Source organism: Prosthecobacter vanneervenii (genome assembly GCF_014203095.1).
GTDB lineage: Bacteria > Verrucomicrobiota > Verrucomicrobiia > Verrucomicrobiales > Verrucomicrobiaceae > Prosthecobacter > Prosthecobacter vanneervenii.
Genome location: NZ_JACHIG010000013.1, coordinates 97,017 through 111,455, shown reverse-complemented (window position 1 = coordinate 111,455; position 14,439 = coordinate 97,017). Strand labels below are relative to the sequence as shown.

Annotated in this window: 16 protein-coding genes; 3 read left to right on the top strand and 13 right to left on the bottom strand. The window is 58.8% G+C overall.

The window, feature by feature from the left end:
- Positions 1-36: 36 nt before the first annotated feature.
- The 3 genes from HNQ65_RS23165 to HNQ65_RS23155 are packed head-to-tail and all read right to left on the bottom strand — an operon-like array spanning position 37 to position 2,677.
- Positions 37-996: an N-formylglutamate amidohydrolase gene (locus HNQ65_RS23165; RefSeq protein WP_184343551.1), complete on the bottom strand. Its 960-nt coding sequence runs from the start codon at positions 994-996 to the stop codon at positions 37-39.
- 5 nt (positions 997-1,001) lie between these two features.
- Positions 1,002-1,820: an NlpC/P60 family protein gene (locus HNQ65_RS23160; RefSeq protein WP_184343549.1), complete on the bottom strand. Its 819-nt coding sequence runs from the start codon at positions 1,818-1,820 to the stop codon at positions 1,002-1,004.
- 8 nt (positions 1,821-1,828) lie between these two features.
- Positions 1,829-2,677: a BPL-N domain-containing protein gene (locus tag HNQ65_RS23155; RefSeq protein ID WP_184343547.1), complete on the bottom strand. Its 849-nt coding sequence runs from the start codon at positions 2,675-2,677 to the stop codon at positions 1,829-1,831.
- Between the two features lie 70 nt (positions 2,678-2,747).
- Here HNQ65_RS23155 and HNQ65_RS27050 point away from each other — a divergent pair, with 70 nt between their 5' ends.
- Positions 2,748-4,910, top strand: a complete 2,163-nt coding sequence (locus HNQ65_RS27050) for a sensor histidine kinase (protein ID WP_221306264.1) — start codon at positions 2,748-2,750, stop codon at positions 4,908-4,910.
- Complete coding sequence (locus tag HNQ65_RS23145) at positions 4,907-5,566, top strand: response regulator (RefSeq protein WP_184343543.1); 660 nt, start codon at positions 4,907-4,909, stop codon at positions 5,564-5,566. The genes HNQ65_RS27050 and HNQ65_RS23145 overlap by 4 nt, the downstream gene beginning before the upstream one ends.
- A 9-nt stretch (positions 5,567-5,575) precedes the next feature.
- Here HNQ65_RS23145 and HNQ65_RS23140 read toward each other — a convergent pair whose 3' ends face one another.
- Complete coding sequence (locus HNQ65_RS23140) at positions 5,576-6,394, bottom strand: SGNH/GDSL hydrolase family protein (RefSeq protein WP_184343541.1); 819 nt, start codon at positions 6,392-6,394, stop codon at positions 5,576-5,578.
- On the bottom strand, positions 6,391-7,116 hold the full coding sequence (locus HNQ65_RS23135) for an SGNH/GDSL hydrolase family protein (RefSeq protein ID WP_184343539.1): 726 nt from the start codon (positions 7,114-7,116) through the stop codon (positions 6,391-6,393). The genes HNQ65_RS23140 and HNQ65_RS23135 overlap by 4 nt, the downstream gene beginning before the upstream one ends.
- A gap of 114 nt (positions 7,117-7,230) precedes the next feature.
- On the opposite strand from HNQ65_RS23135, the gene HNQ65_RS23130 reads away from it, so the two are divergent.
- On the top strand, positions 7,231-7,866 hold the full coding sequence (locus HNQ65_RS23130; protein ID WP_184343538.1) for a 3-keto-disaccharide hydrolase: 636 nt from the start codon (positions 7,231-7,233) through the stop codon (positions 7,864-7,866).
- A 4-nt stretch (positions 7,867-7,870) separates the two neighbouring features.
- Here the strand turns inward: HNQ65_RS23130 and HNQ65_RS23125 are convergent, their stop codons facing one another.
- The 8 genes from HNQ65_RS23125 to HNQ65_RS23090 all read right to left on the bottom strand — a co-directional run bounded on the left by HNQ65_RS23125 (position 7,871) and on the right by HNQ65_RS23090 (position 14,401).
- A complete protein-coding gene (locus HNQ65_RS23125) occupies positions 7,871-9,733 on the bottom strand; it encodes a monovalent cation:proton antiporter-2 (CPA2) family protein (RefSeq protein ID WP_184343536.1) in 1,863 nt (620 codons plus the stop codon).
- 3 nt (positions 9,734-9,736) lie between these two features.
- On the bottom strand, positions 9,737-10,330 hold the full coding sequence (gene kefF, locus HNQ65_RS23120; RefSeq protein WP_184343534.1) for a glutathione-regulated potassium-efflux system oxidoreductase KefF: 594 nt from the start codon (positions 10,328-10,330) through the stop codon (positions 9,737-9,739).
- Between the two features lie 48 nt (positions 10,331-10,378).
- On the bottom strand, positions 10,379-10,942 hold the full coding sequence (locus tag HNQ65_RS23115; RefSeq protein WP_184343532.1) for a hypothetical protein: 564 nt from the start codon (positions 10,940-10,942) through the stop codon (positions 10,379-10,381).
- Between the two features lie 49 nt (positions 10,943-10,991).
- Complete coding sequence (locus HNQ65_RS23110) at positions 10,992-11,873, bottom strand: DMT family transporter (protein WP_184343530.1); 882 nt, start codon at positions 11,871-11,873, stop codon at positions 10,992-10,994.
- Positions 11,866-12,294, bottom strand: coding sequence for a ribose 5-phosphate isomerase B (gene rpiB, locus HNQ65_RS23105; RefSeq protein ID WP_184343528.1), 429 nt, complete (start codon positions 12,292-12,294; stop codon positions 11,866-11,868). Before rpiB ends, HNQ65_RS23110 begins: the two co-directional genes overlap by 8 nt.
- 76 nt (positions 12,295-12,370) lie before the next feature.
- Positions 12,371-12,973, bottom strand: coding sequence for a nitroreductase family protein (locus HNQ65_RS23100; RefSeq protein WP_184343526.1), 603 nt, complete (start codon positions 12,971-12,973; stop codon positions 12,371-12,373).
- A 28-nt stretch (positions 12,974-13,001) separates the two neighbouring features.
- Positions 13,002-13,898, bottom strand: coding sequence for a YceI family protein (locus tag HNQ65_RS23095; RefSeq protein WP_184343524.1), 897 nt, complete (start codon positions 13,896-13,898; stop codon positions 13,002-13,004).
- An 8-nt stretch (positions 13,899-13,906) separates the two neighbouring features.
- Positions 13,907-14,401: a VOC family protein gene (locus tag HNQ65_RS23090; protein WP_184343522.1), complete on the bottom strand. Its 495-nt coding sequence runs from the start codon at positions 14,399-14,401 to the stop codon at positions 13,907-13,909.
- Positions 14,402-14,439: the final 38 nt, after the last annotated feature.

Below are 14,439 nucleotides of genomic sequence, written 5' to 3'. Positions count from 1 at the left end.
TGGTTGGGGAGCGGCGACACTGATTGGGTTTGGGGGCTATGGGGGGGCTTGGTCGGAAGTTTTCGTCTGTTCAAGACCGGCCTCGGAATGATGCTTCGCCAGCGTGGTTTTCATTCCGTCGATCCCAAGGCCGATATGGACGGGAAGATAACTCTCAAGGGTCGCAAACAGGGCCTGTGCAAATTTCAGGCGGTTTGCCGCAGTATCTCGCAGACGCGGACGATTCGTCTCAATCTGGAGTCCCGTGACGTTACGTTCACTCCTGCAGTGCCTTGAGATGGTGTAGCCACCTCGGAAAAACGGCTGCGTTGGCACCGGCATGCTCAGGCTCGGAGTGGCGGCAAAGCCGTTGCTTTCCAATATCGCTCCAAAACTCATCGGTCCACGCAACAGCTTTGCATGGCTGTGAGTTCCATGTTCAACAATCCAGCGCAGACTGCTGCCCTCAATGCATTCCTTCTCATTCAGTGCTTCATCGCTTTTTGCCAGTTGCTGCACATTCTGCAGGCATCCCAGTTCCACGTGGGGAACGGGGTGGCCGTGGCCGTGCAGATCAATGAGAAAAGCCACGCCAAATCTTTTCACAGCGCTTGCACACGCTTGTTCGATAAATCCATGGTGCTCCTTCCATGCCAGCTCTGCCTCTTTGTCCCCCTGCGCAGCCTCCATGATCTCACGATTCACATCGAGTTTCCTTCGGTGCAGACGGCAGATGACAAGGTGAATGTGATGTCCTGTCTGCTCGTGAATCACATTTGCGATCTGCCGCGCCAGATCCTGCGTGTTGGCGTCGGCGCTCGTCTCACCACTCTTTCGGTCGGGCAGATCATTCGGCGTCAAGTGCCCTCCATGTGGCGCTGCGACCACCAGCGGAAGATCACCTGGAATATATTCGATGAAATCACGCAGACCATACACATGACTTCCCGGTGTCGGCTCGCCCGCAAAACCCAGTCCGCAAGTGAAGGTTAAAAGGATGGCTGATAGGTGATTCATGCGAGTCACTTGCCCTTCGGAATGATGCGCAGCACATGACTGGCCTGACGAAAATACCAGGAACGCGGCGTGAACGCGCGCAGCTGGATGCCGTCTGGTATCTCACTGCCTTTGGCGTCGTAATTACCGCTGCCAGTGCTGTCAAGAATCAGCGGCATCCCGTCAGGTGAGCGCCCGATACTGCCCACCCACAGCACCACATGGGACAGCACACCTTTGGTGTTTTTTATGTAGAGCAGATCTCCCGAGAGCAGCTCTTTCTCAAAATCCTCATGCTTGGTTGGCAGCTCAATACGCGTGACAGGTATGATCCGGCCTGGGCCGGGCCCCTTCACTTCAGTCATCTCAGACTGATCACGAATGTCTCCTGTCGGCTTGATGCCCAAAGCTAGGTTGTAAGCAAACGCGGTGAAGTTGCTGCAATCCAGCCCTTTGCCAGCTGGAGTCTTTTGTTCCGAATCTCGCGGCCATTCTGCAGGAGGATCCCACTCCGGCACATGATGGTGCTGGTAGCTGTATCCAATGTATCTCATGCCAGCGGCTATCACACGCTCGCGGGACCACTGGGGGCTCTTGTTGCTCAGTCCGGCAGGTGGATTGAAATGCTTCGCTGGAGGCCCGCGGTAAGTCCAGCGGGTCTGGTTGGCCGGATTATACCATTCCTGAAAAGGCACACTGGCGTACTCTTTCGAATCTGCACGCGGGCCCTTCAGAAGATCTCCGATCAAATCCTCTTCCTTGAAGGAAAATTTGACGGTGTAAGGAGACGTGTAGGTATTCTGAGCCTGCGTGATGCCAGCCAGGCTGCAGATCAATGCAATCACGCGAATGATCAAGGCAGCACCTCCTTCGCTTTAGGGCCTGCAGCCCAGATGATGCCGCGCGGGATCAGGTTTTCCAGCCCAGGTGTGTTTTCTGGGTGCGGACTGGATACAAACACACGTCCTTTGCCGAAGGGAGCGATGACCTGCGCCGGGGAGTTTACCTGCACGCCTTCAGGAGCCCCATACTTCGCCACTTCAGAGCGGAAGACACTCAGCGTTTGGTAGGAAGGCAGGTCCGTGCGCGTCCAGGGTTTGAGGATAGGTCCGTTGTTGTACCGCACCTTGAAAACTCCCTTCGCCTCACCTAGCACTTCGGTGGCTTCAGATGTCGTTTCAAGGTCCAGAAAAGCCTGCCCCCTTCGCCATTTGGGTGAAACGGTTCCTGCATTCAAAACACCCAGGCCCCAGGAAAAATTCGAGCACGCCAGATACGCCCCTGCGCAGATGCCCACATAGCCTCCACCATTGCGGACAAATTCCCGCACATTCTTGGCCCCTGCTTCCCCGATTCCCTTCGCCTGGCTGGAACCGCTGCCGCCAGGAAAGACCAGCACATCATACACGCCGAGATTCTGCGTGCCTATTTCCTCTCCGCTCAGTCTCACCACGCTGATCTGGCTGAATGGCTTCAGCACGTTCGTCACATTTTCCACCCCCGACGCCGGCGCTCCCGGACCGAAGTAAATACCCACCTTGAGTGCCCGCACATTTTCGGGAGCCGAAAAGATCGTTTTCATCCCATTCACATCTGCGGGGATGACAAACTTCTTTTTCGATGTCTCTTCCTCCTCCTGCTGGGCAAGGACGGTGCAGTTCATCAGACTGAAGGCGAGAAGAAGTGAAAGACGCGAATTCATGATCAAGGATGAGTGGTTTTGACATCTTGACTCTGCACCGGCTACCGCTTCCGTCAGCTCACCAAAATAGGTGAGTTCCGATGACAAAATGCTGAATGAAGAAATCCAGACATCATGGAAAATTCTGGCACCGATGAAGCAGGCGCCTTCCATCACGATCTATCCCATGACCAAGGCGTCGCGCATTCGTGTGTGCGCACCCAGGCTGCACTTCTTTTCAGCACTGCTGATCACCTGGCTTTTACATGCCCACTCCACCACTGCGGCAGAGTCGCACTGGGCTGAGCGCCTCGCCTTTTGGTCTTGGGGAGATCTCCAAACGCTTGACGCATCCATCCTGGACCACACGCAGCGATTGCAGGCGTTGCCGGAAATTGCACTGATCAACAGCTGCATTCGCGTCGGACTGAAAACTGGCTACAGCACCGAAGAGGATGTCCGCTGGATGGAGATCACCCTCCGTGAAGCTGCACCAGTGGACGCCGTTATCCTTGTCCCTCCTTTGGCCAAGGCGGCCAAAGCCGTGGTGGCAGGCTATGGCTTCCCCGTTCGTTTTAGGCTGGAGGTCTTTGATGATGCTGGCGCGGCGCATGTCGTGCTGGATCATACCTCGCAGGATTTTCCCAATCCCGGCTGCCAGCCTGTCATCGCCCGGTTTGCTCCACGTCAGGTCAGGCGAGTGCGCCTCACTGCCATCGAGCCCTGGTCCATCGACGGCCCTGAAGTTCTCGCCCTTGCCGAAATGCTGGTGCTTTCAGGCTCGCGCAATCTGGCCATCGACGCCACTGTCTCCAGCTCCAGCAGCCGCAACGCTCCACGAGCATGGATGCGCGCCAATCTCAATGACATGGTCACACCGCTCGGCCTTCCCATTCAGCCCGGGCCAGGCGGTAAAAAAGGATTCCACAGCACGCCGACCAGCACCAAGTCGGAAAAGAAGTGGCTCACTCTCACCCTGCCCGAAATCACCACGATTGATGAAGTCCGCCTCGTTCCGGTACATCTCAAGGAAGTGCCTCTATGGTATGACTATGGCTTCCCCAAGCTCTATACCGTGGAAACGGCCACCAAGGAAGATTTCAGCGATGCCGTCACTCTTCTGGACGTCACCGATGAATTCCAGCCCTCCCCTGGTATGAACTTTGTTTGCATTCCAGCCCGCCACACCCGGGCTAAATTCATCCGCATCACCACCAAGGAGCTCTGGTATCGCAAAAATGACTATGCCTTTGCGCTTGCTGAGATGCAGGTCTTCCACGGACAGGAAAACATCGCTCCTCAGGGCAGCTTCACTTCGAGCGACACTCTCATGGGCGAAGACGCCGTCGGCTGGGGGCTGGACGCCCTCAATGATGGCCTCACCGCAGACGGCCGGCTTATCAGCCTGCCAGAATGGTTCTCGCAGCTCGAAACTCGCCAGACTCTCGAAGTCGAAAACAAACAGCTTCAGTCGCGACGCACGGCTCTGGCCGAGCATGCCCAGCGGCAGCTCGTCTATGGCAGCCTTGGCAGCGTCTGCTTCATCATCCTCATTGCTGGCGGCCTGCTTTGGAAACAGCAGCTCCAGCGCAAACGCGACACCCAGCGTCTGCACGACAAAATCGCCCGCGATCTCCACGACGAGATCGGCTCAAACCTCGCCAGCATCACACTCATCTGTTCCATGGCCAATCAGCCAGATGCCACGCTGGAATCTCTCAAATCGGAGCTCACAGAAATCGAGCGGGTGGCGGCAGGAACTGCGGACTCGATGCGGGACATGGTTGATCTCATCAGCACACGCCGCAAGGCAGCATCGCAGGACGACTGGGTGGATGTGCTTCAACGCCTCACCGAGCGCCTGCTGCGCGGCATCCGGCTTGACTGTGCTCTTCCGGCTTCACCTCTGACAATGGAGCCAGACATTGAGACCCGGCGTGAGATTTATCTCTTCTGCAAGGAGGTGCTCAACAATATCTCCAAGCACGCTGGTGCCACTCATGTGCGGTTCCATCTCATCCCCGGCACCCACGGTCTGCGCATCGAGATTCAAGACAACGGTGCAGGCTTTAATACTTCGGCCACATTCAGCGGTCATGGCCTTGGAAATCTGCGTGAGCGCGCCGCAGCCATGCACGCCGCTTTTGACCTCACCTCCACACCCGGCCACGGCACACTCATCGTGCTGGATCTGCCCCTCACTCATCGCTGGGTACGAGCCACCGCCAGGGAGCTTTCTCCGCCTGCCTTATGAAACCAGAGCCGCTTATCCAGACCTGGATCGTCGAGGATCACGATACCTTCCGCCGCTCCCTGCAGCGCCTCTGCACCCCAGAGCGTGGCCTCGCCGCCGCTCCCGCATTCGCCAACGCCGAAACCATGCTCGCCGTCCTTAAAGCCGCCGCAGACTCGCAGAAGCCGGATGTCCTGCTGCTGGATGTCGGTCTGCCTGGGCGCAGCGGCCTTGAAATCATTGGCGATGTGCACAGGCTCGCTCCAGACTGCCGCATCGTCATTCTCACCGTCTTTGAAGACGAGGAGAAAATCGGCCATGCCATCGGCGCAGGAGCCAGTGGCTATCTCATCAAGACCTCCCCTGCGGAGACCATTGTTGCCTCCATCCATGAGGCCGCCCACGGCGGCTCGCCAATGTCTCCCAAGGTCGCCGCCAGCGTGGTCAAAATGCTCGCCAAACTCACCCAGCCCGCCTCCCAACCCGTCTCCCTTTCACCACGTGAACACGCTCTGCTCAAGCTCCTGGTGGAGGGCCTCACGGCCAAGGAGATCTCCGAGCGCATGCAGGTGAGCATTCACACCACCAGCACCCACACCCGCAATCTCTTTACCAAGCTCGATGTCCACAGCCGAGCCGCCGCAGTGGCGCGGGCTTTGAAGGACCGCCTGGTCTGAGACTGGCACTCACTTCTGCAGCACCGCCTCGATTGACTTCGCCACCTGCTGTCCCATCAGCTCGTAGCCCTTGGCATTGAAATGCACATCCTGCGGATTGGCGATGCCCGTGAGCTGGGGCGTCAGGAAGGCATGCAGATCATCAATCACGATCCCATGCTTCTTCATCACCCGCAGCGCGATCTCATTCTTCTCCGCGATCTGGCTCACAAGCTCAGGCCCGTCCTTCGTGTCCGGCGGCACCGGGGTGGTGGTGGCAAAGATCAGCTTGGCCCCCGTCTTCTGCATCCGCGCGATCAGTGTCTCCAGCCGCTGCTCATAGTCAGCAGCGGGCGTTTTGCGGTCGTGAATGCCAAAGTTGAAGTGGATCACATCCCATTTTCCATCTCCCAGCCAGATGTCGATCTTCTTCACCCCGTTGGCCGTCGGTCCGCAGTTCTCCGGTGCACGATGCACGTTCGCCTTACCTGCCATGACCTTGCGCACGTCCAGCGTGTAGCCGCGTGAGATGGAGTCCCCGATCAGCAGCACACGCGGCAGCTTCGGATCGTCCTTCACAAAGTCCCAGGCATTCGAGCGCCCGGCCACCTTGTCCTTCTTGTGCAGCGGCAGATAGAAGCCGTTGCCCAAATTCTGCTCCAGCACCGTCTCCCATGCTTGCTCATCCGGCGGCAGCGTGGCCTTCCATGCCTGGTACTTTTCATCCACCGCCTTGTCCTCGGCTGCCTTTTTGGCGGCAGCCTCGGCAGCGTTGGTCGGTTCGTTCTGAGTTTTGATCTGGGCATGCGCCAGCCCCGTAAGGGCCAGCAAAAGCAGGAAGTGTTTCATGGTTGTTTTTTCGGCAGGTTTTCGGCGATCACAGCGGCCACTTTCTCAGCCAGATAATGATAGCCTTCGGGAGAATAATGCACATTCGCGGGCAGCTGCACGTCCTTGAGCTTGGCAGCAGCATGTGCGCAGAGGTCATCAGTGGAGATGCCCGCAGCCTTCATCACCCGCGCCGCAGCTTCGTTGTACTTCACCTCGTCACCTTCCACACGTCCTGCGGATCCGGCAGGCACTGGCGTGGTATTGCACCAGATGAGCTTGGCTCCAGTCCCCTGCATGATCTTCACCAGCTCGGCCAGGTTCTTTTCATAGTCAGCCAGCGCCACCTGCGGATGCGCCCCCGGTGCCTTGGGGTCTTCCAGCTTCGCGGGATCTTCGCCGATGTATTTCAAGTCATGCAGTCCCCAGTTGAAGTGAATCACATCCCACTTCGACTCCGCCAGCCATGCCTTGATGTTCTTGAGTCCGTTCGTTGTCGGACCTCCGTTCGTGGGTATCCGGTGCACATTGGCCTTCCCCTTCAGCATCTCGCGCACATCCAGCGTGTAGCCCATCGAGATCGAGTCGCCGATCAGCAGCACCCGCGGCAGGTCGGCCACATCCTCCACCTTCACCAGCGAGGGGTGCGGCCCGCGTTTCGCAGCTTTTTTGGGTGCCTGCTTGGGGGCATCAGCAGCCAGGGCTGCACTCGCGGTCAGGGCTAGGAGCAGAATGAATTTCATGAGGCCAGTTTAAACGCCGCCTAGCCGACAGAATATCACCCCGTGAAAAAAGATGCTGGCAACTCCGCCCGCACGACGTTTCATGCCCCTACAACCCTATCTCCTCCGACCACCATGCGCATCCTGCTCTCCCTCCTCGCCCTGGCCACCATCGCCACCGCAGCCGAACCTGTACACCTCACACTGGCAGACTTCACTGATGCCAAAGGCGAGCCCCCCTCTAGCGGCTGGGTTACTGAAGGAGACAACACCATCCACCTCGCTGGCAAAGGAGCAGGCGCCCTCATTTCCAAAAACGAATATTCCAACTTCGAGCTGGAATGGGAGTGGAAGGTCAACGCCAAGGGCAACAACGGCATCAAATACTGGGTGGCCAAAATCGGTGGCAAGGAATGGCTCGGCATCGAATACCAGATGATCGACGACAGCGGCCACCCCGACGGCCTCAAGGGCGGCTCCCACACCACTGCATCCATCTACGACATCAAGGAGCCCGTGGCCGGCAAGGCCTTGAAGCCCGCTGGCGAGTGGAACACCAGCAAGATCATCGTTCAGGACGGCAAGATCCAGCACTGGCTCAATGGCGCACTGGCTTGCGAGGCAGACACCACCACTCCCGAGTGGAAGGAGCGCATCGCCAAAAGCAAATTCAAGAACAAAGAAGGCTTCGCCCCTGGCAAAGGCAAAATCATGCTGACCGAGCACGGAGACGAGACCTGGTTCCGCAACATCAAGCTGACCGCAAAGTAAGACGTCAGCTCTCTTCTGCCCGGTTGATCTCCCAGCCCGTGTCACTCGCATCTGGGAGTTCAGCACGGTCTTTTTCAAACAGCTGCGTCAGCTCGATGCGTCGCTCGCGCACGATGCTGGCCACGGCGTCATCGTCCTCCTGCACCGGCAGCAGCAGGTGCACGGTCTCTTCATCATAGCGCCTCCACCGGCGCGCGGCGCGCTCGGTGGCATAAGCCGGTTTCCCCAGCGCGCGCAGGGCTCGCACGGCCAGCTCCAGCCCGCTGTGCATCTGCTCGTGCACGCTGTCCTCTGCCTCCAGCCCCAGGCTCATGAGTTCAAACCGCTGATCATAGTCGCGAGCTCGCGCCATGATGTGCAGCCGCGGAAATTTTTCCCTCACCTCTGCGATCAGCTGTGCCACCTTGGCCTGATCTGCCAGCGCGATGATCAGCAACCGCGCATGCTCGATGCCCGCCGCATGCAGCAGATCCAGCCGCGTGGCATCTCCATAGAACACCTTGAAGCCATACTTGCGCAGCATGTCCACATGGTCGGGGTCGCTTTCCAGCACCGTCACTTTCACCCCCTGAGACATCATGAAGCGGCCCACGAAATTCCCAAACCGGCCAAATCCGGCCAGGATCACCGGCGCATGCTCGTCGATCCGGTCAGGTGCCCGCTCCTCCCTGCTCACGGCCGTGTAGCGTGGTGCCAGCACACGCTCATAAAGGATGAAAAGCAGCGGCGTCACAGCCATGGAAAGCGCGACCACCGCCACTAGCAGCCGGGCCGTCTCAGCCTCCAGAATCTCCTGCTGGATCGCCATCGAAAGCAGCGCAAACGCAAACTCCCCACCTTGCGCCAGTGCCAGTGAAAGCAACCAGCGGTGGCTCCCGCGGATCTTCAGCAGTGTGGCGATCCCATAGATCACCACCACCTTGAGCAAGATCAAAGCTCCTACCAGTCCGGCCACCAGCAGCGGCTTTCCGGCGATCACGCCAAAATCCAGCGACGCCCCCACGGCAAGAAAGAACAGCCCCAGCAGCAGCCCCTTGAAAGGCTCCAGATTGCTCTCCAGCTCATGCCGGTAGTGGCTTCCTGCCAGCACTACGCCTGCCACAAAGGCCCCCAGCGCAGGAGACAGCCCCACCTGCGTCATCAGCAGCGCCACCCCCACGATCAGCAGCAGCGCTGCAGCGGTCAGCAGCTCTCGCAGCCCCGTCTTCGCCAGAATCGTAAACCCACGAGGCACCACATACTGCCCGGCAAAAACGATGGCCACAACCGCGCCGAGCGTGACGATCGGCTGCGCCCAGTGCGGCAGCTCCTGCAGCCAGCCATGATGTTCCACCTTGGCCCCGCTCGCAGCCAGCAGCGGAAACACCGCCAGCATGGGAATGACCGAGATGTCCTGAAACAACAGCACTGCAAACGAGTCGCTCCCTCCGTCCGTACGCATCAGCGCCTTCTCCTGCAGCGTTTGGATCACGATGGCCGTGGATGACAGCGCCAGGATCATCCCCGTCGCCAGTGCTGGCTTGGCCTCCAGTCCACACCAAATCGCCACGCCCATCGCTGCCAGCGCGGTCAGAGACACCTGCAGTCCGCCCAGTCCAAAAATCGGTCCGCGCATGCGCCACAGCCTCGCAGGCTCCAACTCCAGCCCGATCATGAAAAGCATGATCACCACGCCAAACTCCGCAAAGTGCATCGCCTCTTCTCCCTGCCTTCCACCGACCCATCCCAGAGCAAAGGGTCCGATCAACGCTCCGCCGATGAGATACCCAAGCACACTGCCCAGTCCCAGGCGGTGCGCCACCGGCACCAGCAGCACGGCAGCAGAGAGGTAGATGAAGGCGGAGATAAAAAAATGCGGCGCGTGCATGACTTAGGCTGGAATGAGGTCGTTGATTTTTTCTGCCTGCGTCGCCTGCTCCAGCGGCAGAGTTTCGTCCCTCAGCGCCTTGAGCATCCGCGCATACCTCTGCGCCAGCGGCTGAATGCTCGCAGCATCCGCCAGTTGGTTCGCCCCATGAATGACGTGCGGAGCCAGATAGCGCATGCCACAGAGAAAAGCGGTCTGATCAAAAGGCGCCAGCAGCTGCCGGATGGTAAAACGGTTCCGCCCCTGCGGGCAGTACACCTCCTCAGACCCACCTGCGCTGATGGCCTGCATCATGCACTTACCTCGCAATGCCGTCCCTCCTTCTCCATAGGCCCATCCATACGTCAGTACCAGGTCAAGGTACTCCTTCACCAGAGACGGCGCGCTGTACCAGTAAAACGGATGCTGAAAAACGATCACGTCATGCTCGCTCAGCAGCCGCTGCTCCTCCTCCACATCAATCATGTAGTCGGGATAGAGCTCGTAAAGATCGCGAAAAGTCAGCCCCTCCACTTCACGCGCCGCAGCCGCCAGCCGTCGGTTGATGCGCGACTTATGCGGAGCCGGATGAGCGTGGAGAACAAGAACCTTGGCCATGAGTAATGCGCCCCAGAATGCCCCCTCAATCCAAGGCGGCAATCGTTTTCACGGATCGGCGAATTCGATGCCCAGTTTGTTTTCCACCCGGCCCTTGAATTTCCACACGCCGTCAATCCGGATGGCATCATCCACATCCAGCCGCAGTCCGGTTCCATCGGCCGCCGTCAGGTGCAGTTCCACCTCGTCAAACGCCGGTTCGGCCTCGGTCGCATCCTCCTCAGGATCGACCTCCAGTTTCACCAGCTTCAGCCCAGCAGGGTCTCCAAAGTGCTTGGCAATCAGTCCACGGATGATGTCGATTCGCTGCTTGTTGCGGGTCATGTCCTTCTCCCGCTTCTTCAGTTCTTTTTCCCGCTCCTTGGCCACGTTGATCTCGGTGGGCGAGGTGCCCGACTCCGCCAGAGCCTCGGCCTCTCTGCGCTTGGCCAGCACTTCAGGGCTGTGCCAGCACGCCGCCATGGCGGCGTCATCCTGAGACTTCAGCGCATTCACAAACGCCTCCACCAGCGCCTTCAGTTCTGCAGGCACCGGGGTTTTGGGTTCCTCGGCATTCAGTGTGGACACCAGACAAACGGAAACAAAGCAGAAGAAAGAGAAGCAATTTTTCATGACTGAATGAGCTAGGCACCAGAAATCCAAAATTCAACACACGGAACCGTCACCGGCCACGTGCCAGCCACACCCCCAGCGCAGCAAAAGCCATGCCGATGAGTGATAGCCCCGTCAAAGTCTCGCCAAAAATCCCCCACGCCATCAGCGCCGTCACCGCAGGCACCGTATAGAAGAGGCTCGCCACATTCACCGCCGTTCCGCTTTTGATCAGGTGGTTGAGCAGGCTGATCGCCCCGATGGAAAGCACCAGCGCCACCCACAGCAGCGCAAACACAAACTGCCCGCTCCACTGCACCTGCATCGTCTCGGTGCTCACAGCCAGCACCGCCGTGATGAGCAGGCTCGCCGCATACTGCACCACCGTGCTCGTGCGCAGATCAAACGCCGGGCAGTGCCGCTTCTGCCACATCGTCCCCACCGTGATTCCCACCAGCGCGGCAATGGCTGGCACCGTCATCAAAAACGTCAGCCCGCTGCCCGTCTTGTGCGCCACCACCAATATCGTACCAAGAAATCCCAGCGCCAGCCCGCCCCACTGCCGTGGCACCACCTTCTCACCCAGCACCACGCCTGCAAACGCAGCGGTGAAAAGCGGCTGCAGCGACACGATCAAACTCAGGATCCCGGCCGGCAGCCCCAGTTTCAGCGACCAAACACATCCGCTCAGGTACAGCGCGTGAATCATCAGCCCTGCAAACGCCACATGCGCCATCTGCCCATTCCCCTTCGGCCACGGTGCATGTGTAATCAGTGCTATCGGAACCAAAATCATGAGCACAATGCAGTAACGCAGCGTCAGAAAAGTAAACGGCTCCGCATACGGCACTCCCAGCTTCGACCCGATGAAGCCGCTGCTCCACAGCAGCACAAATAGCCACGGGATCACGGCGGTCCATGCAGAGGCCTTCTTTGCAGCCTTGTCACTCATCCAGCTGCTGGATCCTCGCCAGGTGTCGTCCGCCCTCAAAGGCAGTGGTCAGAAATACCTCCACAATCTGCAGCGCCGTATCCAAATCCATCATCCTCTCCCCCAAGGAGAGCACGTTTGCATCATTGTGCAGGCGCGTCAGCCTCGCAGACTCTACATTCCAGCACAGACCGCAGCGGACACCCCGCACACGGTTCGCGGCAATGGCCTCGCCATTGCCGGAACCGCCAAGAACAATGCCCCGCTCAAATTTGCCTGCCGCCACAGCTTCGGCCACTGGCCGGATGAAGCGTGGATAATCCACCGCTGCCTCCGAGTGCGTGCCAAAATCCTCCACCTCATGCCCCGCCTCCCGCAGATGCCTGATGATGGCCTGCTTGTAGGCATAGCCTGCGTGATCGGAGCCGATGGCGATTTTCATATCAATATTCTCCTATCATACGCCCGACCGCTGGCAAGCGACGGGACGCATGATAAGACAATCAGGACGGATGACATCAAAAGTGATCCCGGATCACCACTTCTTCAAACGCCAGCTGCCCTGGCTTCGGCCAAGCGGGCTGCGTCCCCTTGCCCACGGCGATCATGAAGGAGATCACATGATCTTCCGGCAGCTTGATGATCTTGCCTACGGCATCGAAATCAAAACCGTCCATCGGGCAGGAGTCATAGCCCATCTCCTTGGCTGCAAGCATGATCGTCATGCCCGCCAGGCCGCAGGACCGCATGCACTCATCGTGCTGCACCTGCTCTCGCCCTCCATAGTACTGGCCGATGGCAGGCACCAAAAAATCCTGCACCGGCTGCGGCGCATTTTTCCAGTAACGCGCAGGGTCCTTCTTCCACGAATCCTTGTCAGCACACAGGACGATCAGCAGAGACGCGTCCGTCACCTGCGCCTGATCCCAAGCTGCGGCACGGATCTGCTTGCGCACCTCCGGATCAGTCACAGCCACAAACCGCCAGTTCTGAATGTTAAAGGCGGTCGGTGCCTGCATTGCCGCCTCCAGCAACTGGCGGATTTCCGCCTCAGTCATGCGATGGGCAGGATCATAGTGCTTGATGGCGCGGCGTGTGTTGATGGCTTCGAGGGTGTTCATTGGGTGTGTTAGTTAGGGGGAAATGAATTTAGCGGCTGCGTTTTGCATGCACCTTGAGGTGCAGATGCACATGGTCGTTTACGATATGCTTTCCTAGGAAGGCAAAGAGTCTGCCGGAGCCGTAGTGGCTGCCGAACTGGGTGCGGTCGAGCTCAAACTGCGCCTGACCAGTCAGATGATCAGCATCCGCCGCTGCAATCACCGCCGGAAAACTCAGCGGCCGGGTGACGCCGCGCAGGGTTATGCTGCCGTGCATGTTAAAATTGGGCGTCCCAGCGGTGCAGGCCGCCAGTGCCTCCGCTCGCTCACAGATAAACTCAGCCGTGGGAAAGCGCTCCACGGCAAAGAAGTCCTCATCCCGCAGATGGCGGATCAGCATCGCATTGTAAGCCGTGTCCACCAGGTCCTCACAGGCGATGCTGTTCATGTCGAGCGTGAAACGCGCATGCTTCAAAACTCCGCGCTCCACTTCGATCCTGCCACCTGCCAGCTTGATCGTTCCGTGGTGATGATTGAACAGATTCCGCCCGGTCCAGCGCACCACGCTCGTGGAAGTATCCACCTCAAAAAGCCCCTCGGGTGTCAGCTCGCAAGCCTCAGCACCTGAACCTTCCAGCGGCAGACCCAGGCTCCGCCACTCGGCCAGTCCGCCTTCAAAAACGCTCACATTCGTGTATCCCACCTTCGCCAGCTTTTCAGCCGCAGTCGCAGCATCCAGCGATCCGTCACCCGTACCATACACCACCACCGCAGCCTCCTTGTCAGGCACCAGCTCCGCCACTCGGTCCACAAAGACCATTTCATACACACAGGCGTTGACCGCTCCGGGCAGATGCGCGCACTCATAATGCTCCTCCGGCAGCACATGAATCAACACCGGCCCGTTCTTCAGGGCGCTCAGTTCCTTGGCAGTGATCGTCTTCATAAAGGTATTCAGGGTTGGACGGGCGCTTCCGCAAGCAACGCTTTAAGATCAATCGGGTCGGTGACCATTTGCAGTTCACCTTTGGCATCACGTGGCCACAGCGCAGGATCACGGTCCACGTAAAGCTCCAGTCCATTGCCATCCGGATCATGCAGATACAGCGCCTCGCTCACGCCATGATCTGAGGCCCCGTCCAGTGGCACACCATGCTTGATCAACCGACGCAGAGCATCCGCCAGCGAAGCACGATCAGGATACAGGATCGCCACATGGTAAAGCCCCGTGGTGCCACGCGGCGGTGCCTTGCCTCCGCGGCTTTCCCACGTGTTCAGCCCGATGTGGTGATGATACCCTCCGGCCGACACAAAGGCAGCCTGAGTGCCGTAGCGCTGCGTCAGTTCGAAGCCGAGAACGCCGCAGTAAAAAGCCAGCGCTCTTTCAAGATCGGCCACCTTCAGGTGCACATGACCGATGCGCACACCAGGATGAATGGGCTTGTCCATAAAATAAAAATCAGCAGGAAAAAAACAGACGCAGCACC

Excerpts from the sequence above, each read along its gene's own strand:
- HNQ65_RS23165 (WP_184343551.1), bottom strand. The coding sequence starts at position 996 with ATGAATCACCTATCAGCCATCCTTTTAACCTTCACTTGCGGACTGGGT.
- HNQ65_RS23155 (WP_184343547.1), bottom strand. The coding sequence starts at position 2,677 with ATGAATTCGCGTCTTTCACTTCTTCTCGCCTTCAGTCTGATGAACTGC.
- HNQ65_RS23145 (WP_184343543.1), top strand. The coding sequence starts at position 4,907 with ATGAAACCAGAGCCGCTTATCCAGACCTGGATCGTCGAGGATCACGAT.
- HNQ65_RS23140 (WP_184343541.1), bottom strand. The coding sequence starts at position 6,394 with ATGAAACACTTCCTGCTTTTGCTGGCCCTTACGGGGCTGGCGCATGCC.
- HNQ65_RS23135 (WP_184343539.1), bottom strand. The coding sequence starts at position 7,116 with ATGAAATTCATTCTGCTCCTAGCCCTGACCGCGAGTGCAGCCCTGGCT.
- HNQ65_RS23130 (WP_184343538.1), top strand. The coding sequence starts at position 7,231 with ATGCGCATCCTGCTCTCCCTCCTCGCCCTGGCCACCATCGCCACCGCA.
- HNQ65_RS23125 (WP_184343536.1), bottom strand. The coding sequence starts at position 9,733 with ATGCACGCGCCGCATTTTTTTATCTCCGCCTTCATCTACCTCTCTGCT.
- kefF (WP_184343534.1), bottom strand. The coding sequence starts at position 10,330 with ATGGCCAAGGTTCTTGTTCTCCACGCTCATCCGGCTCCGCATAAGTCG.
- HNQ65_RS23115 (WP_184343532.1), bottom strand. The coding sequence starts at position 10,942 with ATGAAAAATTGCTTCTCTTTCTTCTGCTTTGTTTCCGTTTGTCTGGTG.
- HNQ65_RS23110 (WP_184343530.1), bottom strand. The coding sequence starts at position 11,873 with ATGAGTGACAAGGCTGCAAAGAAGGCCTCTGCATGGACCGCCGTGATC.
- rpiB (WP_184343528.1), bottom strand. The coding sequence starts at position 12,294 with ATGAAAATCGCCATCGGCTCCGATCACGCAGGCTATGCCTACAAGCAG.
- HNQ65_RS23100 (WP_184343526.1), bottom strand. The coding sequence starts at position 12,973 with ATGAACACCCTCGAAGCCATCAACACACGCCGCGCCATCAAGCACTAT.
- HNQ65_RS23095 (WP_184343524.1), bottom strand. The coding sequence starts at position 13,898 with ATGAAGACGATCACTGCCAAGGAACTGAGCGCCCTGAAGAACGGGCCG.
- HNQ65_RS23090 (WP_184343522.1), bottom strand. The coding sequence starts at position 14,401 with ATGGACAAGCCCATTCATCCTGGTGTGCGCATCGGTCATGTGCACCTG.